The sequence below is a fragment of the Luteibacter sp. HAY1-4A genome, assembly GCF_056755355.1.
On sequence record NZ_JBNDHZ010000016.1, the window covers coordinates 34,008 to 58,903 of the forward strand.

At 65.4% G+C, this 24,896-nt stretch carries 21 protein-coding genes; 14 read left to right on the forward strand and 7 right to left on the reverse strand.

Translation table 11 applies throughout. The annotated features are described in order from the left end of the window. Nucleotides 1-39 precede the first annotated feature (39 nt). The 5 genes from ACPYOD_RS07265 to ACPYOD_RS07285 form a co-directional block, all read right to left on the reverse strand. Nucleotides 40-756, reverse strand: coding sequence for a glycosyltransferase (locus ACPYOD_RS07265; RefSeq protein WP_481301068.1), 717 nt, complete (start codon nucleotides 754-756; stop codon nucleotides 40-42). Nucleotides 757-832: 76 nt separating this feature from the next. Next, complete coding sequence (locus ACPYOD_RS07270; RefSeq protein WP_481301069.1) at nucleotides 833-1,567, reverse strand: DUF3379 family protein; 735 nt, start codon at nucleotides 1,565-1,567, stop codon at nucleotides 833-835. Then, nucleotides 1,564-2,097: a sigma-70 family RNA polymerase sigma factor gene (locus tag ACPYOD_RS07275; RefSeq protein ID WP_413624864.1), complete on the reverse strand. Its 534-nt coding sequence runs from the start codon at nucleotides 2,095-2,097 to the stop codon at nucleotides 1,564-1,566. Before ACPYOD_RS07275 ends, ACPYOD_RS07270 begins: the two co-directional genes overlap by 4 nt. 23 nt (nucleotides 2,098-2,120) lie before the next feature. Continuing rightward, nucleotides 2,121-2,993 carry a ParB/RepB/Spo0J family partition protein gene (locus tag ACPYOD_RS07280; RefSeq protein ID WP_481301070.1) on the reverse strand — a complete coding sequence of 291 codons (873 nt, stop codon included), beginning with the start codon at nucleotides 2,991-2,993 and terminating at the stop codon, nucleotides 2,121-2,123. Nucleotides 2,994-3,008: 15 nt separating this feature from the next. Continuing rightward, on the reverse strand, nucleotides 3,009-3,857 hold the full coding sequence (locus ACPYOD_RS07285) for a ParA family protein (protein ID WP_481301071.1): 849 nt from the start codon (nucleotides 3,855-3,857) through the stop codon (nucleotides 3,009-3,011). A 297-nt stretch (nucleotides 3,858-4,154) separates the two neighbouring features. On the opposite strand from ACPYOD_RS07285, the gene ACPYOD_RS07290 reads away from it, so the two are divergent. The 3 genes from ACPYOD_RS07290 to ACPYOD_RS07300 are packed head-to-tail and all read left to right on the forward strand — an operon-like array spanning nucleotide 4,155 to nucleotide 7,679. Then, nucleotides 4,155-5,474: an ABC transporter permease gene (locus ACPYOD_RS07290; RefSeq protein WP_481301106.1), complete on the forward strand. Its 1,320-nt coding sequence runs from the start codon at nucleotides 4,155-4,157 to the stop codon at nucleotides 5,472-5,474. Between the two features lie 10 nt (nucleotides 5,475-5,484). Further along, nucleotides 5,485-6,744 (forward strand): ABC transporter permease, encoded by a 1,260-nt coding sequence (locus tag ACPYOD_RS07295; RefSeq protein WP_481301072.1) that lies wholly within the window; start codon nucleotides 5,485-5,487, stop codon nucleotides 6,742-6,744. 44 nt (nucleotides 6,745-6,788) lie between these two features. Next, nucleotides 6,789-7,679 (forward strand): alpha/beta fold hydrolase, encoded by an 891-nt coding sequence (locus tag ACPYOD_RS07300; RefSeq protein ID WP_481301073.1) that lies wholly within the window; start codon nucleotides 6,789-6,791, stop codon nucleotides 7,677-7,679. A gap of 75 nt (nucleotides 7,680-7,754) precedes the next feature. Here ACPYOD_RS07300 and rsmG read toward each other — a convergent pair whose 3' ends face one another. Continuing rightward, entirely contained in the window at nucleotides 7,755-8,384 is a 630-nt protein-coding gene (gene rsmG / locus ACPYOD_RS07305) for a 16S rRNA (guanine(527)-N(7))-methyltransferase RsmG (RefSeq protein WP_481301074.1), read from the reverse strand. A gap of 67 nt (nucleotides 8,385-8,451) precedes the next feature. Next, on the reverse strand, nucleotides 8,452-8,886 hold the full coding sequence (locus tag ACPYOD_RS07310) for an SPFH domain-containing protein (protein WP_481301075.1): 435 nt from the start codon (nucleotides 8,884-8,886) through the stop codon (nucleotides 8,452-8,454). Between the two features lie 244 nt (nucleotides 8,887-9,130). Between ACPYOD_RS07310 and ACPYOD_RS07315 the strand changes: the two genes are divergently transcribed. The 11 genes from ACPYOD_RS07315 to ACPYOD_RS07365 all read left to right on the forward strand — a co-directional run bounded on the left by ACPYOD_RS07315 (nucleotide 9,131) and on the right by ACPYOD_RS07365 (nucleotide 24,852). Then, on the forward strand, nucleotides 9,131-9,400 hold the full coding sequence (locus ACPYOD_RS07315; protein WP_481301076.1) for a hypothetical protein: 270 nt from the start codon (nucleotides 9,131-9,133) through the stop codon (nucleotides 9,398-9,400). Next, a complete protein-coding gene (locus ACPYOD_RS07320) occupies nucleotides 9,400-9,660 on the forward strand; it encodes a hypothetical protein (RefSeq protein WP_481301077.1) in 261 nt (86 codons plus the stop codon). The genes ACPYOD_RS07315 and ACPYOD_RS07320 overlap by 1 nt, the downstream gene beginning before the upstream one ends. Nucleotides 9,661-9,662: 2 nt before the next feature. Further along, on the forward strand, nucleotides 9,663-11,261 hold the full coding sequence (locus tag ACPYOD_RS07325; RefSeq protein ID WP_481301078.1) for a PepSY-associated TM helix domain-containing protein: 1,599 nt from the start codon (nucleotides 9,663-9,665) through the stop codon (nucleotides 11,259-11,261). Between the two features lie 293 nt (nucleotides 11,262-11,554). Continuing rightward, the gene (locus ACPYOD_RS07330; RefSeq protein ID WP_481301079.1) at nucleotides 11,555-12,577 is read left to right on the forward strand and encodes a LacI family DNA-binding transcriptional regulator; all 1,023 of its coding nucleotides are present in this window, start codon (nucleotides 11,555-11,557) and stop codon (nucleotides 12,575-12,577) included. A gap of 231 nt (nucleotides 12,578-12,808) precedes the next feature. Beyond that, nucleotides 12,809-15,838, forward strand: coding sequence for a TonB-dependent receptor (locus ACPYOD_RS07335; RefSeq protein ID WP_481301080.1), 3,030 nt, complete (start codon nucleotides 12,809-12,811; stop codon nucleotides 15,836-15,838). A 102-nt stretch (nucleotides 15,839-15,940) separates the two neighbouring features. Next, entirely contained in the window at nucleotides 15,941-17,461 is a 1,521-nt protein-coding gene (locus tag ACPYOD_RS07340) for a tryptophan halogenase family protein (RefSeq protein WP_481301081.1), read from the forward strand. A gap of 120 nt (nucleotides 17,462-17,581) precedes the next feature. Beyond that, entirely contained in the window at nucleotides 17,582-19,063 is a 1,482-nt protein-coding gene (locus ACPYOD_RS07345) for a glucoamylase family protein (protein ID WP_481301107.1), read from the forward strand. Nucleotides 19,064-19,086: 23 nt separating this feature from the next. Then, nucleotides 19,087-20,349, forward strand: a complete 1,263-nt coding sequence (locus tag ACPYOD_RS07350) for a sugar ABC transporter substrate-binding protein (protein ID WP_481301108.1) — start codon at nucleotides 19,087-19,089, stop codon at nucleotides 20,347-20,349. Further along, a complete protein-coding gene (locus ACPYOD_RS07355; protein ID WP_481301082.1) occupies nucleotides 20,346-21,224 on the forward strand; it encodes a carbohydrate ABC transporter permease in 879 nt (292 codons plus the stop codon). Before ACPYOD_RS07350 ends, ACPYOD_RS07355 begins: the two co-directional genes overlap by 4 nt. Continuing rightward, on the forward strand, nucleotides 21,221-22,042 hold the full coding sequence (locus tag ACPYOD_RS07360) for a carbohydrate ABC transporter permease (RefSeq protein WP_481301083.1): 822 nt from the start codon (nucleotides 21,221-21,223) through the stop codon (nucleotides 22,040-22,042). Before ACPYOD_RS07355 ends, ACPYOD_RS07360 begins: the two co-directional genes overlap by 4 nt. Beyond that, nucleotides 22,042-24,852: a glucosidase family protein gene (locus ACPYOD_RS07365; RefSeq protein ID WP_481301084.1), complete on the forward strand. Its 2,811-nt coding sequence runs from the start codon at nucleotides 22,042-22,044 to the stop codon at nucleotides 24,850-24,852. The genes ACPYOD_RS07360 and ACPYOD_RS07365 overlap by 1 nt, the downstream gene beginning before the upstream one ends. The last annotated feature ends 44 nt before the right edge of the window (nucleotides 24,853-24,896 follow it).

A 24,896-nucleotide genomic window follows, 5' to 3' on the forward strand; every position in this document is an offset into this window, starting at 1 on the left:
GCTGCCGCGGGATCGCCGGCATAGCCGGCTCCCACAAGATCAGACCTCTTCGGTGCGGGTGACCTTCGCCCGGCGCATCAGCCACGCCACGCCGCGCAGGTCGGCCAGGCCCACCCAGAGACGGTCGAGCATGCCGTACTTCGAGGTGCCGGCCGTGCGCGGGCGGTGGCCCACCGGCACGCTCTGGCTGGCGAAGCCGGCGCGCTTCACCAGCGCCGGCAGGTAGCGGTGCATGTGGTCGAAGTAGGGCAGGCGCAGGAAGGTGTCGCGCTCGAACAGCTTCAGACCACAGCCGGTGTCGGGCGTGTCGTCGCGCAGCATGCGCGAGCGCACCGCATTGGCGATCTTCGACGAGATGCGCTTGTTGAAGCTGTCGCGGCGCGTGACGCGCCAGCCTGCGAACAGCTTCAGCCCCGGCGCGGCGCCTTCGCGCGCGGCGAGGAGCTTCGGGATATCGGCCGGATCGTTCTGGCCGTCGCCGTCGAGCGTGGCGATCCACGGCGCACGCGCGGCGCGCACGCCGTTCCACACCGCCGTGCTCTGACCGCTGCGGGTGATGTGACGGATGATGCGGAGTTCCGGGTACTGCGCACGGGCCGCCGTAAGCACGGCCACGCTGTCGTCGGTGCTGTCGTCGTCGACGTAGATGATCTCGAAATCGATCCGTCCACGCAGGGCCGAGGCGATCTCGGCGAGGAGGGGCGGGATGTTGTCGCGCTCGTTGAAGACGGGCACGACCACGGCGAGATCGGTCATCGCGGTTCCGGGGTAGCGGGATTCGGGCGGCATTATCGCCCAAGCCGCCAGCGGGGGACACCGTTCGGCACTTTCCTCAGATCTGACCCACGCTCGGCGCCGCCGGGCCTTCGATGGCGGCGCGCCAGCCGCGCTCCACGGCGGCCATGGTGTGGCGGCTGGCGCCCTGGGCCATGACCACGAGGGTGCCGCCGCTCAGCGGAACCTCGCGGCCGTCCCAGCCATCGCGGTGGAAGTCGTCACCCTTGTCGATCATCTTCCCGGGCATGTAGAGCGCCACCACCGGTTCGTCGTTCATCCGCGTGACCACGTGCACCGCCGGATAAGGCCCCACCGTGCAGTCGTGCACGTAGGTGACACCCGCCGGCGCCGGACCCTTGAGCCGCGTGGCGCGGCCGACGAAACCGGCCTCCACCTGGGCGTCGGTCATGGGCTGGGTAAGGTTCAGCGCCTCCAATTCCTCGGGCATGTGCGCCACGGCCAGCGCGGGCAGCGAACGGAGGTCGGCCTGCCGCCAGAGGACGCCGCCCCCGACGAAGGCGATGAACAGCGAGGCGGCCAGCGCCATCCAGGCGCGGCGCCGGCCGACCTGGCGCTGCCGTTCGCCGGTGGCCTGGGCCAGCAGGATGCGATCGGCCAGGCCCTCGGGCACCGGCACCGCGAGCGCCGCTTCGAGGTCGTCCTCGAAACGCTGGGCCCGCTGCCAGAAAGCCGCGCAGCCTTCCTTGCAGGTGTCACGGTGGGTGAGCAGCTCGGGATCGCGCGAGCGCGGCTCGGCACCGATGCGGCGGCGGAAGTCGAGGCAGTTCATTTCCGGCCCCCTTCGGCCGCGGCGCGTCCGCCGAGCAGGGCCTTCAGGCGCTGGCGGGCACGGAACAACTGGGTCATCACGGCGCCGGGCTGTTGCCCGGTGCTCTCGGCGATTTCTTCGCAGGTCATACCGCCCAGCACCTGCATGGCGAGCGGATCGCGATACTTGTCGGGCAGCTTCAGCATCGCCTCGCGCACCTGCGCGGCGTCGCCGCTGCGCTCGGGGCTGGCGAATGCGGTGTCTTCGGTCACGTTGTCGTCCAGGTCCACCAGGTCGAGGCGCTTGCGCTCGTACAGGCGGGCGTGTTCGCGGCGAAGGATGGTGATGAGCCACGGCTTGGCCGCATCCACCTCGCGCAGGGCGTCGAGGTTCTTCCACGCGCGCAGGAAGGTCTCCTGGACCAGGTCCTGCGCGACGGTTTCGGAGCGCGACAACCAGAAGGCATACCGGTAAAGGTCGGCCGACAGGGCGCGCACCATAGCTTCGTACTGGCGCTGCTTCGGATTCACACCCTCTTTGACCGGCGCCATGGGCTTTCTCTTACACGGCCGCCTCAGCGGACCTTGCTGAGGATGCCATCCAGCTCGTCGAGGCTGTGGTAGTGGATGACCAGCTTGCCCTTGCCGCCACGGCCATGGGCCACTTCCACCCGCGTGGCGAAACGCTCGGCCAGTTCGCGCTCCAGATTGGCGATGTTCGGATCCACCGCGGCCGACTTCGCCTTGCCCTTGGGTGCCAGCTGGGCCTTGCGCGCGGCTTCTTCCAGTTCGCGCACGGTCCAGCCGTTGCGCGCGGCCTCGAGCGCCAGCGGCTCGGCGACCGTGGAGGGTAACGTGAGCAGGGCGCGGGCATGGCCCATCTCCAGCTTGCTCTCGTCGAGCAGCTGCTTGATCGACTGCGGAAGCTCCATCAGGCGCAGCAGGTTGGACACCGCCGCACGGGAGCGGCCCACGGCGTCGGCCGCCTGCTGGTGGGTCAGGTCGAACTCGTCGATGAGGCGCTGCAGTGCCTGGGCCTCTTCGAGCGGGGTGAGTTCCTGGCGCTGGATGTTCTCGATGAGCGCCATGGCGAGCACCGACTGCTCGGGCACGTCTTTCACCAGCGCGGGGATTTCGCTCATCGAGGCGCGCTGGGCGGCGCGCCAGCGGCGCTCGCCGGCGATCAGTTCATAGCTGTTCTTGCCGATGGCACGGACCACCACCGGCTGGATCAGGCCCTGGGCCTTGATCGAGGCTGCCAGCTCGTCCAGCGCCTCGTCGTTCCAGTGGCGCCGCGGCTGGTACTTGCCGGCCTGAATCTGGTGGATCGGCAGCGTGCGCAGCTCGCCCTCCTGTTCGATGACGGAGGGTGTGGCCGCGGGACCCGCGCCGCCGCCGAGCAGGGCGTCGAGGCCACGGCCGAGTCCACGTTTCTTCGCTGCTGCCATGGGTACGGGTGCTCCTTAAGAGGTCGTCGGGGTGGCGCCGGGGGCGGCCTGCGCTGCATCGTCGTTCGCACCCGCCGCGTCGGCACCGGCGGCGCCGTTCATCGCGCGCTCGCGCCGTATGATCTCGCCGGCAAGGCCGATGTAGGCGATGGCGCCGCGCGAGCCGCGATCGTAGAGGTGGATCGGCTGTCCGTGGCTGGGTGCCTCGGCCAGGCGCACGTTGCGCGGGATGATCGAGCGCAGCACCTTCTCGCCGAAATGCTGGGTCAGCTGGGCCGAGACCTCGTTGCCGAGGTTGTTGCGCACGTCGTACATGGTGCGAAGCAGGCCTTCGACCTCCAGCCCCGGATTCAGCCGCAGGCGCACCGCGTCGATGGTGTCGAGCAGGCTCGACAGGCCTTCCAGCGCGAAGTATTCGCACTGCACCGGAATCAGCACGCCGTCCGCCGCGGTCAGCGCATTCAGCGTGAGCAGGTGCAGCGACGGCGGGCAGTCGATCAGGATGGTGTCGTAGCGGTCCGAAACCTTCGCCAGCTGTTCCTTCAGGCGCTGCTCGCGGGCCAGGCCGTCCATCAGCTTGAGTTCGGCGGCGGTAAGGTCGCCGTTGCCCGGCAGGAGGTCGAACCCGGCCTCGGTGCGAACCAGCACGTCGGCTATCTGTGCCTCGCCGAGCAGCACTTCGCAGCCGTTCGGCTTGGCCTCGTGCTTGTCCACGCCGGACGCCATGGTGGCATTGCCCTGCGGGTCGAAGTCGACGAGCAGCACCTTTCGCTTCGCGGCGGCCAGGGCCGCGGCAAGGTTCACGGAGGTGGTGGTCTTGCCGACGCCGCCCTTCTGGTTGGCGACTGCGATGATGCGGGCCATGGGGTACCGGTAGCTGCCGTGCACGGAAAGGGAGCTAGGTTAGCATCGACCGGGCGCCGCGCCCTAGGTGAGCGCCCGCCATCGGTCGCGGTGCGGTAGCAGTCCGTTGCCGGGCGCGATGTCCGGTCGTCGTCCGTCCGGGGTGTCCGCGGACACGGCCATGGCCCAGGGGCGCCTCGCCTGAGCGCACGCTCCCAACGGATTTCCCGACCGGATCCGCATGGCACGACACTTGCTCTTCAGCCTCATCGGACGAGTGCCCGCCCGGCCCGCCATGAGCACGGATAGGGGATGAACATGCTTGTTTACTACGTTGAACTGGCCTTGCGCAGCCTCAAGCGCAGCCGTGGCCTGACGGCACTCATGGTTTTCGCGATCGGTTTCGGTGTCGCCGCATCCATGACCACTTACTCGGTTTTCCGGGCCGTGTCGGGCGATCCGATTCCCTGGAAATCGTCGCGGCTGTTCGTTCCGCAGATCGACGCGTGGGGGCCGAGCACCCAACGCGACGGCGACACCGAACCGGTGAACGCCCTGACCTACACCGACGCCATGGCGCTCATGCGCGATCACCGTGCACGTCTGCAATCGGCCATCTACATCATCTATTCCGCGGTGGTGCCGTCGCGGCCGGGCGAACATCCGTTCAACGTCGGCGGTCACGCGGTCTACGCCGAGTTCTTCCCGATGGTCGAAGCGCCGTTCAAGTTCGGCGGCGGCTGGAGCGACGACGACGACCGGCAGCGCTCGGCCGTGGCCGTGATCAGCAACAGGCTGAATCGGAAGCTGTTCGGCGGAGAGAACAGTGTCGGCCGATCGATCCAGGTCGAAGGCAGGAGTTATCGCGTGGTCGGCGTGCTGGACGATTGGAATCCCCTACCGCGCTTCTACGACATACAGAACACCGACGGATTCTCCACCACGCCCGACGACCTGTTCCTGCCTTTCGCCCGGGCCATCGAATGGGGCGTGCCGAACGACGGCAATACCAATTGTGCCAAGCCGCCGAAGGAGCCGGGTTTCGTCGGATTGCAACGCTCGTCGTGCGTGTGGGTGGGATACATGGCGCAACTGGATGACGCCCCGGCCGTTGCGGCGTATCGGAGCTACCTGGAGAACTACGCGCGCGAGCAGCAGAAGGCAGGGCGATTCGACTGGGCGCCGAACTACCGCCTGCGCGATCTTCCCGCATGGCTGGAAAGCGAGAAAGTGGTTCCGTCGGATACCAAGGTGTCGCTGCTGGTGGCGCTCGGCCTGCTGGTCGTGTGCCTGGTCGATACCTCCGGCCTCCTGCTGGCGAAGTTCCTGCGCCGCAGCGGAGAGATCGGCGTGCGGCGCGCGCTGGGGGCGGCGCGATACGCCATCTACGCCCAGTTCCTCACCGAGGCCGGAATGATCGGACTGGCCGGCGGCGTGCTCGGCCTCGCGCTTACCGGCGTGGGCATCCTGGGTGTCGGCCTGGTACTTCCGAAGGGCATCGCCGAACTGGCGACGCTGGACGTTCCGTTATTGCTCATGACACTCGCGACGGCCGTCGTCTGCACGCTCGTCGCGGGGCTTTACCCGACGTTCCGTGCGGCGCACGTGCAACCCGCCTGGCAGCTGAAGTCGAACTGAGGACAAGGACATGAAACTCCACCCCATACTCGCGGCGTTGCGCAGGCACAAGGCGGGCGTCGTGCTGATCGCGTTGCAGATCGCATTGACGCTCGCGATCGTCTGCAATGCGCTCTTCATCATCGGCCAGCGCTTCCACAACATCAACCAGCCCACCGGCCTGGTCGAAGACGACCTTTTCCTGGTCTCCCAGCAATGGGTAGGTGCGCCCAACGCCGACCAACCCGGCGGTGCGGAAAAGCTCGACGCCATGTTGAAGGAAGACCTGGCGGCCCTGAGGAACATGCCGGACGTGAGTTCGGTGACGTCCACCAATTCCTTGCCGCTGTTTACCTCGTCGCGCGCCGGTTCCGTCGGTATCAATCCGGGTAACGGATCGTACGACAGCAACAGCGCGGGAACCGCGCGCACCAGCTATTTCTTCCTCGACGAGCAGGGCCTGGCGGCACTGGGCCTGAAGCTCGTGGCCGGACGCTACTTCAATGCCGGCGAAGTGCAGCATTACTCCGGGCGCGACGAGCGTACGCCAGTCATGATCGTGATCACCAAGGCCCTGGCGGACAAATTGTTCCCGGACAAGGGCGCCGTTGGGCAAGTGCTCTACGTCGACGGCTCCGCCACGCCATCGCGGATCATCGGCGTCATCGACCGGTTGCAGGGAGCCGTGTGGGCGAAGACGTTCGCGTGGAACGCCGTCGTGATACCCGCGCGCCAGAATGGCAATTATTCCCGTTACGCCGTACGGGCCAAGCCGGGGCGGAGGGACGCGGCGATGAAGGCGGTTCCTTCGTTGCTCTTCGGCGTCAATCCCATGCGGGTGATCGACGACGAGACGGCCGTGATGTCGTTCGAGGCCATCCGCGACAATGCCTACAGGGCGGACGTGGGCATGGCCATCCTGATGGGGGTGGTTTGCATCATCCTGATTGGCGTGACCGCTGCGGGCATTGTGGGCCTCACCAGCTTCTGGGTAGGCCAGCGCCGCAAGCAGATCGGCATCCGTCGCGCGCTGGGCGCGCAAAAGATCGACATCCTGCGTTACTTCCAGTTGGAGAACCTGGCCATCGCTAGCTGTGGCGCCGCGGCAGGCATCGTGCTGGCGCTGGCACTCAACTTCTGGCTCATGCGGGACTTCGGCATGGATCGCATTCCGGTGCCGTGGGTCTTCGTCGGCGTGGCGACGGTTCTCCTCCTGGGCCAGTTCGCCGTGTTCGCACCCGCACGCCGCGCGTCTGGCGTGCCACCGGTCGTGGCGACGCGAACGATCTGAGGCAGAATCCCGGTTCGACGTGAATGGTAACCGCGAGGAATGTCATGCACTCGGTCGATACGGCGAATCTGAGCATCTCTTATCTGGAGCTTGGTCCACCGACGGGCTGGCCCGTCGTGCTGTCGCACGGCTTCCCGTACGACGTACATGCCTATGACGAAGTGGCTCCCATCCTGGCGGACGCCGGGGCGCGGGTGATCGTGCCTTATCTTCGGGGCTTCGGGCCGACCCGCTTCCTGTCCGCCGCAACGATGCGCAGCGGTCAGCAAGCGGCATTGGGCCGCGACATCGTCGAGCTGTTGGATGCCCTCGGTATCGAGCGTGCCCTTCTGGCCGGTTATGACTGGGGCGGCCTGGCTTCATGCGTGGCGAGCGCGCTGTGGCCGGAGCGTGTCACCGGGCTCGTTTCGTACGCAGGCTATGACGTCATCGATGTCGAGCGGCTTGGGCATGCTTATCCCCCGAGCCTCGAGCACGCTGTCTGGTATCAGCACATGTTCCAGCACGAGCGCGGCCGCGAATGCCTCGCCCTGTATCGGCGCGAACTCTGCCGCATGCTTTGGAAGCAATGGTCACCGGGCTGGACGTTCGATGAGGCGACCTTCGAGCGGACGGCCGCTTCCTTCGACAATCCCGATTTCGTCGACGTGGTGGTTCATTCCTATCGCTTCGACTTCGGGCTGGCCGAGGGCGACCCCGCACTTGCTCCTCTCGAAGAACGGCTCGCGGCGAAACCCCTGATCACCGTTCCCGCCATCACGATCGATGGAACGCAAGACCCGCTCAAGCCCGGCGGCACCGCCGACCACGCGAAGATGTTCGCCGGGCGGCAAGAGCACCGCACGGTCGAGTGCGGACACAATCTTCCCTGGGAAGCGCCGCGCGATTTCGCCGACGCGATTCTTACGGTCTATCGTTGGACGCAGGATGTTTGATTGATGACCAGGCTTGTCGGCGTCCCTCCTGGCTGAGCTTCGGAACCGCTTGCGCTCGTTGAGCGGGTCAGTACGTCAAGCGCGGCGGATCACGACCAGGTGCCGCTCGCCTTCGACGTCCGGTACGGTCAGCGTATGGATCGCCTCCACCCGGAAACCCTCCGGCACGCCGTCCAGCTCCTCGGCCGGATGCCGGCCCTTCATGGCCAGCCAGACGCCGTTCGGCGCCAGCAGGTGCCCGCCCCAGCCGAGCATGTCGGCCAGCGAGGCGAAGGCGCGGGCGGTGATGCATTCGAAGGTGCCTTCCACGTCTTCCACTCGGCTTTGCAGGGCGCGTGCGTTGCCGAGCTTCAGCGAGCGGATCGCCTCGCGCAGGAAGCGAACCTTCTTGCCGTTGGAATCGACCATGAGGACTTCGCGCGCCGGTTCCGCGATGGCGAGCGGGATGCCGGGAAGCCCCGGACCCGTGCCGAGGTCGGCCAGCGAACGGCCGTGCACGTAAGGAAGGATGGCCAGCGAATCCAGGAGGTGCCGAGCAACCATTTCGCGGTCGTCACGGACGGCGGTGAGGTTGTAGGCCGAGTTCCAGCGCTCGAGCAGTTCGCGATAGTCGAGCAGGCGTTCCACAGCGCCGTCGGGCAGCGATGCGCCGAGGGTGGCGATGCCACGTTCGAGCTGGGTTTGCAGGGCGTCGCGCGCGGTCATGCCGTACCCGATAAAGGCGAGGGTCGCAAAGTATGGGAGCGCCGGCGCCGTGGCGCCAGCGCGAGGCTCAGGCGGCGTCGAGTTCGACGCGGGTGACGAGCATGCCGCGGGCGCGGAGCGAGCCGTTCACGGCGTGCTTGAGCTGGGTGCCGACGGCGCGGCGGTCGGCCGCGTGCGCGGTAGCCGTGTCGCGCAGGGCGGCGACGACATTCGAGCGGATGAGTTCCGGTGCCTCGTCGATGACCTCGTCGGCCACTTCCGGCTCCAGCACCTGCCAGTACACCGTGCCGCCTTCGAAGCGGAGCACCTGGCCACCGAGGTCGATCTTGTGCGCCACCCGGTCGATGACGGGGAGGACGACATGCGTGCCGGCGGTAAGAAGAGCGGGAGCGCGACCCAGGCGGCGAACCGTGTAGACCTGCCCCTCGGGAATACGCCGGACCGAGATCGCCGCGAAGGCGAAGGCAAGGAAGGTCGTAGCGATGAGGGCGGTGGTCAACATGGCTGCTATATCAACGGGTTATCGGCTTTTCCTGTCGCATCGTGCAACGAAATGTTGCAGGACGATGAATCGATGGGGTGTTAATTGTAATTTAACGAGACGGGTTAACGCAAGTTTTACCCAACCCCGGTATTCAGTTAACGGCCGGGTTGGTCAAGACTTGAGCAGTGTCCAGTTCCGCGCATTTGACCGACCCCCTCCAAATGATAATAATTATCAATCAGTCAATTGCCCGGCCTCGCCCATGGATATCCTCGGCTGCGTGGCGGCCCTCGCCGCCATGGTCCTCGCCTACCTTTCCGCCCGGAACCAGCGCCTGCTTCCCCATGCGCTCGGCAGCCGCGCGAAGCTCGCCGCGGCACTGCTCGCCGTGCTGGCCTTCGTCCTGTGGATCGCGGGCGAGACGTCGCTCCCAGGCGTGTTCTCGGCCCTGACGGCCCTGATGCTCGGCGCCGTGGCCCTGCCTTACGTCACCTGGTTCTTCCGTCCCGCCACCGAACGGACGCCGCGCTGATGCTCGCCAAGACCTTCGCCGGCATCCTGCTCGGCCTGCCGCTGTCCATGGCGCTGGTGTCCCTCGCCATCTGGCTGTGGCCGCACAGCGAGTCGGTGGCCATTCCGATGCTCGTCCTCTTCTTCCCCGTGTGGATCGGCATCATGGCCGCCACGTTCCTCTTCCACAGCGGCCCGCGCGCGTGGGCCTGGCTCGCGGCGGCCAACGCCGGCGCGTTCGCTGCGCTCTTCCTCGCCAAGCACACGCTGACGGGCCTCTGACGATGAAAGCTTCCACGATCCGCACGTTCACGACGGTGCACACCTGGACCGGCCTCCTCGCCGGGTTCGCGCTCTTCATCGCGTTCTATGCCGGCGCGCTGACGATGTTCCACGAAGAGATCGACACCTGGGCGGTTCCGCAGGCGACGATGGCGCGCGCCGACACGATGGACCGCGCGCACGCGATGCTCGACGACATCGTGGCGAAGCATCCCGCGGCACGCGAACAGGTGGGCGTTACCTATCCCGCGGACCATCCGTCGCATGAGGTGGCCGCGTACTGGATGGAGAAGGACGGTTCGTGGAAAACCCAGTCGCTCGGCCAGACTGCTCCGCGCGATTCCGAAGACCATGAGCACGGCCTCGCGGACTTCATCTACGAACTGCACTACGACCTCGGCATTCCCGTCGTCGGCATCTACCTCATGGGTATCGTCAGCATCATCTACGGCCTGGCGCTGCTGACCGGCCTGCTGATCCACCTGCCGAACCTCGTGCGCGAACTGTTCGCACTGCGCCCCGGGCACAACCTCAAGCGCCTGTGGCAAGACGCCCATAACGTCATCGGCATCCTCAGCCTGCCCTTCCACATCATCTTCGCCATCACCGGGGCGTTGCTCTGCCTGACGCTGGTGACCCTGGTCGCGTTCAACACGGTTACCTTCGACGGCAAGCTCATGGGCGCGTTCGAGCGGATGACCAGCTCGCTGCCGGAGACGAAGGACAAGGGTGGCAGCGCGGTGATGCTTTCGCCCGCCGAACTGGGCGCCCGCGCGCGGCAGGCCGCTCTCGCCGCAGGCGCGGCGACGTTCGAACCGGATTACATGCGCTATGTGCATTACGGCCGCCAAGGCGCGACGGCGGAAGTGCGCGGCACCTCGAAGAAGACGCTGGGCGAATACGGATCGGTGGCGCTCGATGCCGTCGACGGCCGCGTACTGAACATGCAGCTGAGCGGCGTACGCGATGCGAACCACGCCACGTATTCCGCGATCTTCGGACTGCACTTCGGCTCCTTCGGCAACCTCTCCCTGCGTTGGCTTTATTTCCTCCTGGGCCTGGCCGGCGCCTTCCTCTTTTATTCGGGCAACTTGCTGTACATCGAATCGCGGCGCAAACGCCGGCAGGCCGACCAGCCGATGAAGGTACGCGCCATGGCCACGGCCACCGTGGGCGTCTGCATCGGCGCCTGCTTCGCCATCTCGATGACCTTCCTCGGCGCCATGTTGCTGCCGTTGTGGGGCATGCCGGCCACGTCGATCGTGCAGCCGGTCTGCTTCGCCAGTTTCGCCGCCGCGATCCTCTGGACGCTCTGGCGGCGCCCCGCACGGGCGGCTGTCGACCTGCTGTGGGCCACGGCTGCCGTGAGCATCGCCGTCGGCCTGCTGGACGTCGTTGTCCATGGCGACCGCTTCCTGCGCACGCTCGGCGAAGGCGATTACGCGGTGCTCGGCGTGGACCTCGTGGCCGTCGCCATGGGCGTCGGCTTCGCCTGGCTCGGCATCGCGACCCGCCGGCGGGCGGTCGACGGCGATCCGTGCAGCGTGTGGTCGTCGCGTAGCGTAGAGAAGCCGGGCGCGGCCAAGCTGCAGGAAGCCTGAGAACTTCCCCAGATGTAACGCGCGTTACGTATTTCCATACGCGACAGGTATTTAGCTGGGTGAAGGTTTTGTGTGCATCCGTTGCGGCGATGCAGCAATTTGCCGAATACCACTCAGCAGCCTGATGCGACACGAATTTTTAACCTTGCCGATCGAGTGGTATTGCGGCTGTCGTGCCTTCTTGCGGCAATGCACCAACCGCTTGATTTCGAACGCTTTACAAGGTCGTGTGAAAACGTTTACGTTCCGCGCCGTCGAGCCCCGGGAGGGGTTGGCTCAAGGGCGAGAACCACGTGAGTGTGACGATCAAAGACGTCGCGAGAATGGCCAACGTATCGGTGGCCTCGGTCTCGCGCGCACTGAATGGGCACGGGGGTGTCACCGCGGAGACGCAGAAGCGGATCCGGGAAGTGGCCGCCCGCCTCCGGTACGTGCCGCATAACGCGGCCCGCAGCCTGATCACCCGCCGCACGCAGACGATCGGCGCCCTCCTGCCCGACCTGCATGGCGCGTTCTTCTCCGAACTGATCCGCGGTATCGACCTGGCCGCACGCGCCCATGGCCTCTACATGCTGGTGTCCAGCTCGCACGGCGACGCCACCGAGGCCGCCATCGCGCTGCGCGCCATGCAAGGCCGCGTCGACGGTCTGCTGGTGATGTCGCCCCATGCGGACGAGGCCTTCCTCGACGAGAACCTGCCGATCGTGCTGCCCACGGTGCTGATCAACAGCCACGTGCGCTCCGACCGGCATGCGGCGCTCGATGTCGACGACTACGGCGGCGCACGCGCCATGACCGAGCACCTGCTCGGGCTCGGCCGCAAGCGCATCGCGTTCATCGCGGGCCCCGAGGTCAACCACGACGTACAGGAGCGCTGCCGCGGTTATCGCGAAGCGCTTGCCGCCGCGGGCCTGGCCGACCGTGCCATCGTGCTGCCGGGCGACTTCACCGAAGAATCCGGTTACCACGCCGGCAAGCAGGCGCTGGCGATGGTGCCGCGCCCTGATGCGATCTTCGCGGCCAACGACATGATGGCCATCGGCTGCCTGTCCGCGCTGTCGGAAGCGAAGGTACGCACGCCGGAAGACATCGCCGTTGCCGGCTTCGACGACATTCCCATGGCGCGCTATGTCACGCCACCGCTCACCACTGTCCGTGTGCGCATCGCCGAATTGGGCGAGGCCGCGCTGGAACGCCTCGTTCGCATGATCGAGGCACCCGACGACGCAGCGCCGGAACCGCGCGCCGTCGTCGGCACCGAACTCGTCGTACGCGCTTCCTGCGGCGGTAACGACGCGGTACGACGACGAGCCTGATCGCTCGTCGGATTCGCGGCTTGCCGGGCCCTGGATGGATTCTTCAGGACGGCGTCTTCACAGGACAACCGCTTTAACGGCTGCGCCGCCCCCAGGGGAGGACGCGACACACGGCAAGAACGTTTGCAGAAGAGTGGCCAGACCACCGCGTCGCGACGAAAGTCGACCACCGTGTTTCGCGTTACGGCCGGGATAAGAAAACACACACGGAACATTTGGGAGAGGGGAACAATGAAAGCCTCGATGCAGTTGAAGAAGAAGATTCTCACCAGCGTCATCACCGCGTCGGTCGCCGCCGCGGTCATGACGCCGTCGGCGTTCGCGCAGTCGGCCATCGCCACCCTGCGCGGCAAGGCCGCACCGGGTGCCACGGTTACCGCGTTCAATCCGCAGACCGGCCTGAGCCGCAAGGCCACTGCGAGTTCCGACGGTACCTACGTGATCAACGGCCTGCCGCCGGCCACCTACCAAGTGGACGCGGGTCCGGGCACGCAGCAGAGCGTGACGTTGACCGTGGCCTCCACCGCGACGCTGAACCTCGCGGCGCCCGCTGCCGCCGCGCCGGCCAACGCTGCCAACGCGGCATCGCTGGAAGGCGTCACCGTGAGCGCGACGACGCTGACCGAAGTGCGCACGCCCGAAGTCGCGAAGACCATCTCGCTGCGCCAGATCCAGACGATTCCCCAGGTCTCGCGCAACTTCCTCGAGTTCGCCGATACCGTGCCCGGCATGGTGTTCAGCGTGGACGAGAAGGGTCACACCTCGCTCCGTGGCGGTGCCCAGAACAACAGTTCGGTCAACGTCTTCATCGACGGTGTGGGCCAGAAGAGCTATGTGAAGGAAGGCGGCGTATCCGGCCAGGTCAACAGCCAGGGCAACCCGTTCCCGCAGCTGGCCATCGGCGAATACAAGGTCATCACCTCGAACTACAAGGCGGAGTACGACCAGGTGTCGTCCGCCGCGATCACGGCCGAGACGAAGTCGGGCACGAACGAGTTCCATGGCGAGACGTTCTTCACCTATACCTCGGATAAGTACCGCAGCCGTACGGCAGCCGAGGAAGACGCCGACAAGTCGCGTTCGTTCGAGAAGGAATATGGCTTCGCGCTCGGCGGTCCGATCATCAAGGACCAGATGCACTTCTTCGTGACGTTCGAGCAGAAAAAGTTCGACACGCCGATCACCGTGACGCCGGGTTCCGACGTGCCGGCCAGGGCCATCGGTCTCCTGCCACCGGGCGTCCAGGCCGAACTTGGACCGTCTAACCTGCCGTTCGACGAGAAGCTGTACTTCGGCAAGATCGACTGGGAATTGACCGACCGCGACCGCATCGAACTCAGCACCCAGGTGCGCCGCGAGACGCAGGCCGACAACATCGGTGCCGGTCAGTCTTACTCGCAATCGATCGTGACGGAGAACCACGACACCCGCGGTACGTTCCGTTGGCAGCACAGCGGCGAGTGGTACTTCAACGAGTTCAAGGCCTCGTATGAGAACTCGTCCAACGATCCGCTGCCAATCAACTACGGCAACGGGTACAACTATACGTGGCGCCCATCGAACGACGCCGCGATCATCGGCGTCGGCTCCGCCGGTCCGCTCGCCACGCAGATCAAGGGCCAGGAAGGTCCGATGATCTCCGACGATTTCACGTTCAACGACCTGACATGGCACGGCGACCACATCGTGAAGATGGGTTACAAGTACAAGGAAGTCACGCTGCATGCGCAGGATTCCCAGAACGTCAACCCCCAGTTCTTCTACAACGTGGACGAGGCCGGCACGAACGCGTTGCCTTACAGTGCCAAGTTCTCGAACCCGGTGCCGGGCCTCAATGCTGTTTCCGAGACCGACAGTAAGCAGTATGGCGCCTACATCCAGGACGACTGGTCCGTCAACGACCACCTGACGCTGAACCTCGGCGTGCGCTGGGACAAGGAGAAGACCCCGTCTTATCTGGATTACGTCACGCCGCAGAATGTGATCGATGGGTTCAATTCGCTGGACGAGAATGCCCAGGCCCAGTTTCCGGGCCAGACCTACGCGCAAACACTCGCGAAGGGCGGCATCAACTATCGCGACTACGTCGGCACGGGCAACAACCGCCACGCGCAGAACCAATGGGCTCCGCGACTCGGTTTCTCCTATGACCTGTTCGCCGATGAGGCGCACGTGATCCACGGTGGCGCAGGTCGCTCCTACGACCGCAATCTCTACGATTACCTGCAGCTCGAGCAGACCAAGTCGGCGCTTCCGTATCAAGAGATCCTGTTCAACATTCCCGGTCGTCCCTGCACCGTCGGCCCGAACACGAACTGCGTGAACTGGGACCCGGCGTACCTCAACGGCCTGGAGAATCTGCAGGCACTGGTCGCCGGTACGAACAAGGGCCAGGAGGTCGACATGCTCAACAACGACCTGAAGGCTCCCTATTCGGACCAGTTCAGCATCGGTATGTCGAACAAGTTAGGTGACTGGAATACGGACGCCACGGTAACGCGTGTGCTTTCGTACGACGGCTTCGCGTTCACCTTGGGCAACCGGTACCCGGACGGCTCGTTCTTCCAGGGCGGCTCGCAGCCGTGGGGTAACGGCATCCCAGGCTTCGGCTCGATGATCATCGGCAATAACGGCATTCGTACCCGCACGACCCAGGTTCTGTTGTCGGCCGAGAAGCCGTATACACGTGAGTCCGGCTGGAGCGCGAACTTTGCGTACACCTATACACGTGCGAAGCAAAATCGCGACATCAAGGAGCATTACTCGTTCGACGAACCCACGATCTTCGACTATCCGTTCGTCACGTCGAACGCGGCATCGAAGCATCGCTTCGTGGCCACCGGCTCGCTCGATGGCCCGTGGGGCTTCACCTTCTCGGCGAAGCTGACGCTGGCCACGCCGCTGCCCTGGAACGGCAACTACGGCTACGGTGCGACCTTCCCGGACGGTTCGCAGAACATTCCCAGCGCCTATACGCCGCCAGGCTCGAAGTTCCTGGTCGGTGGCAAGATCTGGGGTTATCGCGACCTCGACATCCAGGCTACGAAGGACTTCCCGATCGGCGAAGGCGACATGACGAAGTTCTACATCCGCTTCGACATTTTGAACGTCTTCAACTGGAAGAATTTCAACGACTACACCACCGACTTTGGATCGGGCGGCATCGCAAGCAACGCCAGCCACCCGGTGGTGTTCAACAAGACGGGCAACATCCAGTTCGTGCCGCGCACCGCGCGCTTCACGGCCGGCTTCAAGTTCTAAAGCGCTTCACCGGCGCATCCGGTTTGCATGGCCGGATGCGCCGTCATTGGCGCCCGCGCGTCTCCCCGCGGGCGCACTTCTTTCCTCTTGCGTGCGACCGCCATGAGCTACGGCATCACCCATATCGTCGTTGTCGGTGGCGGAACCGCCGGCTGGATGGCGGCGTCCGCGCTGGCGCGGGTGCTCGGCAGGCAGGTCACCGTGCGGCTGGTCGAGTCCGACGAGATCGGCATCGTCGGCGTGGGTGAAGCCACCGTTCCGCACATCAAGTTATTCAACAACCTGCTCGGCCTGAACGAAGCCGAGTTCGTCGCCCGTACCCAGGGCACGTTCAAGCTCGGTATCCAGTTCGAGGACTGGGGCAAGTTGGGCAGCACCTATATCCATGGATTCGGCACCATCGGCCACGACGTTGGCCTGACGCCATTCCATCAGTACTGGCTCAAGGGAAGGCTCGCCGGCGTCGCGGAAGACCTGGACGAGTATTCCGTGAACACCGTGGCGGCCGCGCGAGGCAAGTTCATGCCCGCACCCGTCGACGTACCCGCGAGCAATCCGCTGGCCGGCATCGGCTACGCCTACCATTTCGACGCCGCGCTGTACGCGCGCTTCCTGCGCGCCTATGGCGAGGCCCGCGGCGTGCGCCGCACCGAGGGCAAGGTGCAGCACGTCGAACTGCATCCGGAGTCGGGTCATGTCGCCGCCGTGGTGCTGGCCGACGGCGAGCGTGTCGAAGGCGATCTCTTCATCGACTGCTCCGGCTTCCGCGGGCTCCTGATCGAAGGCGCCTTGCAGACCGGCTACGAGGCGTGGACCCACTGGCTCCCCTGCGACCGCGCATTGGCCGTACCTTGCGAGCGAGTGGCGACGCCCACGCCCTACACTCGTTCCACGGCGCGCGAGGCGGGGTGGCAGTGGCGCATTCCGCTCCAGCATCGCACCGGCAACGGCTACGTCTATTCCAGTGCGCACATCGGCGACGACGAGGCCGCCGCAAAGCTCCTGGCCAACCTCGACGGCAAGGCACTGGGCGATCCTCGCCCGCTGCGCTTCGTCACCGGCGTGCGCAAGAAAGTGTGGAATCGCAACGTGATCGCGCTTGGTCTCGCCAGCGGCTTCATGGAACCGCTGGAGTCGACCAGCATCCACATGATCCAGATGGGCATCTCGCGCCTGTTGCAGCTGTTTCCGGCCAACGGGCAGATCGATCCCGTCCTGGTCGACCGCTACAACACGCAGACGCGCTTCGAGGCCGAGCGGATACGCGACTTCCTGGTCCTGCATTACAACGCGACCACCCGCGACGATTCGCCGTTCTGGAACGACTGCCGCACGATGTCGATTCCCGATTCATTGCAGTCCTATGTGGACCTCTTCCGGCACAGCGGGCGCTTCTTCCGCAACGCCGACGAGATGTTCGGCGCGGTGAGCTGGGTGCAGGTGATGATCGGCCAGGGCATCATGCCGCGCGGCTACGATCCGCTCGTGGACCAGATGCCGGAACAGGACCTGCCGAAGTTCCTCGCCAGCGTGCGCGACGTGGTGTCGCGGAACGTCGACCTGATGCCCACGCACCAGCAGTTCATCGATCGCGAATGCCGCGCCCCGGCGGTGGCGGCTTGATGGCCCCGGCAATTGCCACGCGGCGATTCGGGCCGTATGGTTCCAGACATGACCAAGGCCCTCCGGGGCCTTTATCCGGTCTCGCGACGTAAACGTTTACGCCACCAGGATTACCGCTTCATGCACGCCAAGACGATCAAGCGCCTTTCCTTCGCCCTCGGGCTCGTACTCGCCGCCGCTGCACCGATGGCGACGGCCCAGAAGGTGGTGGCGAAACCGAAGCCGGCCGCCGCGGCCGCCGTGCGTGACATCCACCCGGTGCCGCCCATGATTGCGGACCTGGAAAAGCGCACCTTCCAGTGGTTCTGGGACAGCGGCAACCCCTCGAACGGCCTGGTGCCGGATCACTATCCGACGAACTCGTTCGCCTCCATCGCCTCGGTGGGTTTCGGCCTCACCGCGTATGGCGTGGGCGTCGAACGTGGCTACATCACGCGCGACCAGGCGGTGGAGCGCACGCTTGCCACGCTGCGCTTCTTCCACGACGCGCCGCAGAACGAATCGGAAGACGACGCCACCGGGTACAAGGGGTTCTTCTACCACTTCCTCAACATGGACACGGGCAAGCGCCACGATCGCTGGGTGGAGCTGTCCACGGTGGACACCACGCTGCTGCTGGGTGGCGTGCTCTTTGCGCAGAGCTACTACGACCGCGACGACGCGAAGGAAAGGGAAATTCGCGACCTGGCCGACGACATCTACAAGCGGGTGGATTGGGCCTGGGCGCAGAACCACAAGCCGCTGATCAGCATGGGCTGGACACCGGGCGGCAAGTTCATTCCGCACGACTGGGCCGGCTACAACGAAGGCATGCTCGTGTACATCCTGGCCCTCGGCTCGCCCACGCACGCGGTGGACGACGACGCGTGGGCCGGCTGGACGAAGACGTACGACAAGACCTGGGGTGAATTCCACGGCCAGACGTTCCTGAACTTCGCGCCACTGTTCGGCCACCAGTACACGCATGCGTGGGTCGACTTCCGCGGCATCCGCGACGCCTGGAACAAAGCGCACGACCTCGACTATTTCGAGAACAGCCGGCGCGCCACGTACTCGCAACAGGCCTACGCCATTGCGAATCCCGGCGGCTGGAAGGGTTATGGCAAGAACGTGTGGGGCCTTACCGCAAGCAATGGCCCGGGCGGCCTGATCGTGAAGCAGGGCGACAAGGAACGCACGTTCTATGGCTACACCGCCCGAGGCGCGGGCCGCGACTATATCTCCGACGACGGCACCATCGTGCCGACGGCCGCCGGCGGTTCCGTGGCGTTCGCCCCGGAGATCGCCATCCCCGCGCTGGAGGAGATGAAGAAGAAATACGGCCAGCACATCTACACGAAGTACGGCTTCGTCGACGCGTTCAACCTCAGCTTCGACACGCGCACCGACCTGCGCACGGGTCGCCTCGTGCCGGGCTTCGGTTGGGCGGATACCGTGCACCTTGGCATCGACCAGGGTCCGATCGTGCTGATGATCGAGAACTACCGCAGCGAGTTCGTCTGGAACGTGATGAAGAAGAATCCCTATATCCGCAAGGGACTCGAGCGCGCGGGCTTCAAGGGTGGCTGGCTCGACGACGAAGCGGCGGCCGACCTGTGGTGAAACGCGGCACCCGCGCATTTCGCATGATGGTGGCGCTGGTACTCGCCGGCGCCGCGCTGTGCGGATGCGCGAAGCAGGAAGAGAATGAGCGCACCTTGCAGTTCTGGACCATCGGGCGCGAAGGCGAGGCCGTGGCGAAGCTGCTGCCCGAATTCGAGCGCGAGCATCCCGGCCTGCACGTGGCGGTGCAGCAGCTTCCGTTGACGGCCGCTCACCAGAAGCTGCTGACGGCTTATGCCGGGGATTCCACGCCGGACATCACCCAGCTGGGCAATACCTGGATTCCGGAAATGGTCGCGCTCGGCGCGCTCGAGCCACTCGATGCGCGCGTCGCCGGTTCGAAGGTCGTGGATCGCGACGACTACTTTCCCGCCATCTGGTCCACGAACGTCATCGACGGCCACCTTTATGGCGTGCCCTGGTACGTGGACACGCGCCTGCTGTTCTACCGGAAGGACCTGCTGGCGAAGGTCGGATACGACCACCCGCCGCGCGACTGGGCGGAATGGCAGGCGATGATGGCGAAGCTGTCGCAGCCGCCCGGCAAGACCTACGGCGTGCTCCTGCCGACGAACGAATTCGAGCAATTGCTGGCATTCGCCTTGCAGCAGGAGGATCCGTTGCTGCGTGACGACGGCCGCTACGGCAATTTCCGCAGCCCGGGCTTCAAGAAAGCGCTGGCTTTCTATGTCTCGCTGTTCAAGGAACAGCAGGCGCCGATGATGACCAATGTGGGCATCGGCAATCCCTGGGCGGCGTTCGGACAAGGGTTCTTCACTTTCTATCTTTCGGGGCCCTGGAACATTGGCGAGTTCCGCAAGCGCCTGCCGCCGGAACAGCAGGGCGACTGGGGCACCACCCCGCTACCGGGACCGAACGGACCGGGCGCATCCAATGCCGGCGGCTCGAGCCTCGTGATCTATCGCAAGTCGAAGCACAAGGACGATGCCTGGGCGCTGATCGAGTTCCTCTCGCGTCCTGAAATACAGGACCGGTTCTACCAGATCCTCGGCGACATGCCGCCGAGGCGCTCCTCCTGGAACGCGGCCGCGCTGAAAAGCGACGACAAGGCCCTCGCCTTCCGTGACCAGCTTGAGCGCGTGAAGCCCACGCCACCCGTCGCCGAGTGGGAGCGCATCGTTACCGAGATGCAGCTGGTGGCCGCGCAGGCGGCCCATGGCGACCTCACCATCGACCAGGCCGCGGCGGAAATCGATCGTCGCGCCGATCGTCTGCTCGAGAAACGCCGTTGGATGCTCGACCACGGCCACAAGGCTTTGCCATGACGACTTCCCGTGCCGCCTGGTGGTTCATCACTCCCGCGCTGATCGTCCTCGGGGTGTTCTTCCTGCTGCCCGTGGTGGCGGCGCTGGTGCTGTCGCTCACGGACTACGACCTCTATGCGCTGGCGGACATCCGCAACCTGCGCTTCGTTGCCCTGGAGAACTACTGGGCACTGTTGCAACGGCCGCTGTTCTGGTCGGCGCTGGGCCATACCGTCTACTTCGTGGTGGTGGGCGTGCCGTTGTCCATGGCGGCATCGCTTGGCGCGGCAATGTTGCTTAACTCCCCGCTGGCGCGCTGCAAGGCGTTCTTCCGCACGGCCCTCTTCGCACCCGTCGTGACCACCGTGGTGGCGGTGGCGGTGATCTGGCGCTACCTGTTCAACACCAAGTACGGCCTGGTGAACTATGCCTTCGACTCGCTGGGCATACCCACCGTGGACTGGCTGGGCGATCCGCATTGGGCCATGCCCACGATCATCCTCTTCGCCGTATGGAAGAACTTCGGCTACAACATGATCATCTTCATGGCAGGACTCCAGGCCATCCCCGGCGATCTCTACGAGGCCGCGCGCATCGACGGCGCCTCGGCCATGGCGCAGTTCCGCCACATCACGCTGCCCATGCTGAAGCCCACCATGGTGATGGTGAGCATCCTCACCGTCTCCGGCTATTTCCAGCTGTTCGCCGAGCCCTATGTGATGACCGAGGGCGGTCCGCTCCAGAGCACGACCTCGGTGCTGTACTTGATGTACGAAGAAGGCTTCAAGTGGTGGAACCTCGGTTCCGCCTCCGCGGTGGCGTTCATCCTCTTCGTCATCATGTTCGTCGTGACCGCATCCATCCTTCGTCTCTCGAAGCAAGGGGCCCCGGCATGAGTCCGCGTCTCGCGAAGGCTCTTATCAACGGCCTGCTCATCGGCGGCGCGGCCATCGCCATTGCGCCGCTGCTGTACATGCTGTCGGTGTCCTTCATGCCGCAGGGGCAGGCCAGCTCGCTGCCGCCGCCCGTGCTGCCCACGCATGCCACGCTGGCGAACTATCGCCAGCTCTTCCTGAACGCGGGCATGGGACGCTACCTGTTCAACAGCCTGCTGATTTCCACGTCGATCACGCTGGTCTCTCTCGCATTCAATCTCATGGCGGGCTACGCGTTCGCCAAGCTCGAGTTCAAGGGCCGGCAGCGCATCTTCCAGGTGCTGCTGGGCGCGCTGGTGATTCCGGCCCAGGTGGCGATGCTGCCGCTGTTCCTCCTGCTGAAGTACATGGGCCTGGTGAACACCTATGGCGCGGTGATCGTGCCTGCGCTTGCGACGATCTTCGGCATCTTCCTCGTGCGCCAGTACGCCAGTGGCATTCCGGACGACCTGATGGAGGCGGCGCGCATCGACGGTGCCGGCGAGTTCCGTATCTTCGCCACCATCGTCATGCCCTTGTTGAAACCGATCATGGTGACCCTCGCCATCTTCACCTTCCTGGCCGCGTGGAACGACTTCATGTGGCCGCTGATCGCGTTGACCGGGCAGGAGCACTACACGCTACCCATCGCGCTCGCCTCGCTATCGCGTGAGCACGTGCAGGACAGCGAGCTGATGATGGCGGGGTCCGTCGTCACCATCCTGCCGGTGCTGGTGTTGTTCCTGGCCTTGCAGCGCTACTACCTCGAAGGGCTGCTGATCGGCAGCGTGAAGGGCTGATGGCGATGCGTCATGGAAACGCGCTGTGCGCGCTCCTGCTCGCGCTGTCGTTCGGCGCACAGGCCGGTGTGCTCGACACATTCGACGACACGAATGGATGGCAGGCCACGCATACCGACGACGTCACGGCGAGCCTGCGCACGGTTCCGGGCAAGTCGGGGCAGGCCTTGTGTCTCGACTACGACTTCAATGGCGTCTCCGGCGCGGCGTCCATCCGCAAGACGCTGCCAATCGATTTCCCTGGCGGCTTCGCACTCAACTTCGACGTGCGCGGAAACATGCCGCCGAACACGTTGCAACTGAAGTTCATCGACGACAGTGGCGACAATGTCTGGTGGTATACGAAGCCGTCGTTCGTTCCCACCGACACCTGGCGAACCATCGAGGCGACAAGCCGGCAGGTCGAATTCGCCTGGGGGCCGATAAAGGACCGCACCCTGCGCCACACGCGCGAGGTCGAGTTCGTGATCTACAAAGAAGCAAACGCGCAGGCTCGGAGGGAGCCGACCCTGTCGGCGACAGCAAGCTCGCCGCAAGCTCCCATCGCCGACAGGGTCGGCTCCCACCAAGCCACTGACGCTAACCGCGGAGAAGTCTGCTTCGACAACCTCCAGATCGTCGCCCGGAAGCCCGAAGCCGTCCCCACACCGCCGCCCACGCCTAACGCCGTCTTCGAATCCCGCGCAAAGCAGGTTCGCCGTGGCCTTTATCCGCGTGGTTTCTCCGGCGAGCAGTCGTACTGGACGATCGTGGGCGTGGGCGGTGGAAGCCGCGATTCCGCACTCATTTCCGAGGACGGCGCCGTCGAGGTGGTGCGGGGTGGATTCTCCCTCGAACCCTTCCTCCTCGACGGCGGCAAGCTCATCACCTGGGCCGACGTGAAGAGCAGCCAGTCGCTGCGCGACCGGTACCTCCCCATCCCCTCCGTGCGCTGGGACGCGGGAACGCTGGCAGTGACGACGACGGCGTTCGCGCAAGGCAAGCCCGGCCGCTCGCAGTTGGTGGTGGCCTATCGCGTCGACAACAACGGAGATGAGCCGCGCGACGTGACCCTTGCACTGGCGACACGCCCGTTCCAGGTGAATCCGCCCACGCAGTTCCTCAACGCGCCGGGGGGTACCAGCCGCATCGACGATCTGTTCTGGGACGGCCGAGCGCTCACCGTCAATGGCACGCGCACGGTGATACCGCTGCAACATACGACGGCATTCGTGGCCAGTCGCAACCGGCCGACCACCCTTGCCGAACGCCTCGACACGGGCGAGCGTCCGGTGGCAAAGGCGCTGCATGACGACGATGGCTTCGCGCAAGGCGCGCTCCTCTACGACCTGCGCGTGCCGGCTCACGGGCATGTCGACCTCGGCGTCGTCGTACCGGTGGATCCGTCGGAGCGCCTTCCCGAACCGCCGGACGCGGGCACGTGGCTGATGGCGCACGCCGATGCGGTCGCTGCGATGTGGCGCGACAAACTCGACCGCGTGACCATCGACGTACCGGCTGTCGCCCGACCCATCGTCGACACCATGAAGAGCGGTGTCGCGCAGATCCTCATCTCGCGCGACGGGCCGGCCCTGCAACCCGGCACGCGTTCCTATTCCCGCACCTGGGTCCGCGACGGCGCGATGATGCTGGAGGGCTTGCTGCGCACGGGCCACGAGGACGTGGCCCGCGACTTCATCCGCTGGTACGCACCGCACCAGTTCTCCAACGGCAAGGTGCCGTGTTGCGTCGATGCGCGCGGTTCCGATCCCGTGCCCGAGAACGACAGTCATGGAGAACTAATCTTCAGCGTCGCCGAACTGTGGCGTTACACGCACGACCGTGCCACCGTGGAGGCGCTTTATCCGCATGTGCAGAAAGCCGTGGCGTACATGGACAGCCTGCGCGCCGGCGAACGCCAGCCTGCTCGACTAAGCGGAAAAGATCGCGCGCTGTACGGGTTGATGCCGGCGTCGATCAGTCACGAGGGTTACTCGGCGAAGCCGATGCATTCCTACTGGGACGACTTCTGGGCGCTCAAGGGTTACGACGACGCGGTCGACCTTGCGAAGGCGTTGGGGAAGGCGAACGACGCCGCGCGTTTCACCGCTTCCCGCGACGAATTCCGCGGCGACCTGCATGCCTCGATCGCCGCTGCCGCGAAGGCCAAGGGCATCGACTTCATCCCGGGCTCGGTGGAACTCGGCGACTTCGATGCCACCTCCACCACGATCGCCTTGTCGCCGGGCGGCGAGCAGTCCCGTCTGCCGCAGGCGCTGCTCAACAATACCTTCGAGAAGTACTGGCAGGGATTCCGCGCGCGCCGCGAAGGCACGATCGCCTGGAAGGATTACACGCCATACGAACTCCGCACGGTCGCCACCTTCGTTCGTCTGGGCTGGCGCGATCGCCTCAGCGAATTGCTGGCCTTTTTCTTCGCCGACCGCCGCCCGGCCGGATGGAACCAATGGGCCGAAGTGGTAGGCCGGGATCCGCGCGAGCCGCGGTTCGTCGGCGACATGCCGCACGCGTGGATCGCGTCGGACTATGTGCGTTCGGTGCTGGACATGTTCGCCTACGACCGCGAAGCGGATAGCGCGCTGGTCGTGGCCGCAGGCGTGCAGCCGGCGTGGCTGGAAGGCGAGGGCATCGCCATTCGCGACCTGCGCACGCCGTACGGTCGATTCGGCTACACGCTGAAGGCGAAGGACGGCGAGGCGCTGCTGACGGTGACCCAGCCGGTGAAGGCGCCGGGCGGCATCGTGTTGTCGTTGCCTTCGGGGGAGATAAAACTGCCTGAGGGGCAGCTGCGTCTCCAGGCTCCCCTATAGTTGTGTGCTTATCCTGTGGGAGCCGCTTCAGCGGCGAAAGGTGC

Coding starts and splice junctions, on each gene's coding strand:
- ACPYOD_RS07335 (WP_481301080.1), top strand. CDS start 12,809: ATGAAAGCCTCGATGCAGTTGAAGAAGAAGATTCTCACCAGCGTCATC.
- ACPYOD_RS07285 (WP_481301071.1), bottom strand. CDS start 3,857: ATGGCCCGCATCATCGCAGTCGCCAACCAGAAGGGCGGCGTCGGCAAG.
- ACPYOD_RS07320 (WP_481301077.1), top strand. CDS start 9,400: ATGCTCGCCAAGACCTTCGCCGGCATCCTGCTCGGCCTGCCGCTGTCC.
- ACPYOD_RS07365 (WP_481301084.1), top strand. CDS start 22,042: ATGGCGATGCGTCATGGAAACGCGCTGTGCGCGCTCCTGCTCGCGCTG.
- ACPYOD_RS07315 (WP_481301076.1), top strand. CDS start 9,131: ATGGATATCCTCGGCTGCGTGGCGGCCCTCGCCGCCATGGTCCTCGCC.
- ACPYOD_RS07265 (WP_481301068.1), bottom strand. CDS start 756: ATGACCGATCTCGCCGTGGTCGTGCCCGTCTTCAACGAGCGCGACAAC.
- ACPYOD_RS07350 (WP_481301108.1), top strand. CDS start 19,087: ATGATGGTGGCGCTGGTACTCGCCGGCGCCGCGCTGTGCGGATGCGCG.
- ACPYOD_RS07360 (WP_481301083.1), top strand. CDS start 21,221: ATGAGTCCGCGTCTCGCGAAGGCTCTTATCAACGGCCTGCTCATCGGC.
- ACPYOD_RS07325 (WP_481301078.1), top strand. CDS start 9,663: ATGAAAGCTTCCACGATCCGCACGTTCACGACGGTGCACACCTGGACC.
- ACPYOD_RS07280 (WP_481301070.1), bottom strand. CDS start 2,993: ATGGCAGCAGCGAAGAAACGTGGACTCGGCCGTGGCCTCGACGCCCTG.
- ACPYOD_RS07310 (WP_481301075.1), bottom strand. CDS start 8,886: ATGTTGACCACCGCCCTCATCGCTACGACCTTCCTTGCCTTCGCCTTC.
- ACPYOD_RS07355 (WP_481301082.1), top strand. CDS start 20,346: ATGACGACTTCCCGTGCCGCCTGGTGGTTCATCACTCCCGCGCTGATC.
- ACPYOD_RS07340 (WP_481301081.1), top strand. CDS start 15,941: ATGAGCTACGGCATCACCCATATCGTCGTTGTCGGTGGCGGAACCGCC.
- ACPYOD_RS07300 (WP_481301073.1), top strand. CDS start 6,789: ATGCACTCGGTCGATACGGCGAATCTGAGCATCTCTTATCTGGAGCTT.
- ACPYOD_RS07270 (WP_481301069.1), bottom strand. CDS start 1,567: ATGAACTGCCTCGACTTCCGCCGCCGCATCGGTGCCGAGCCGCGCTCG.
- ACPYOD_RS07275 (WP_413624864.1), bottom strand. CDS start 2,097: ATGGCGCCGGTCAAAGAGGGTGTGAATCCGAAGCAGCGCCAGTACGAA.
- ACPYOD_RS07345 (WP_481301107.1), top strand. CDS start 17,582: ATGCACGCCAAGACGATCAAGCGCCTTTCCTTCGCCCTCGGGCTCGTA.
- ACPYOD_RS07290 (WP_481301106.1), top strand. CDS start 4,155: ATGCTTGTTTACTACGTTGAACTGGCCTTGCGCAGCCTCAAGCGCAGC.
- ACPYOD_RS07295 (WP_481301072.1), top strand. CDS start 5,485: ATGAAACTCCACCCCATACTCGCGGCGTTGCGCAGGCACAAGGCGGGC.
- rsmG (WP_481301074.1), bottom strand. CDS start 8,384: ATGACCGCGCGCGACGCCCTGCAAACCCAGCTCGAACGTGGCATCGCC.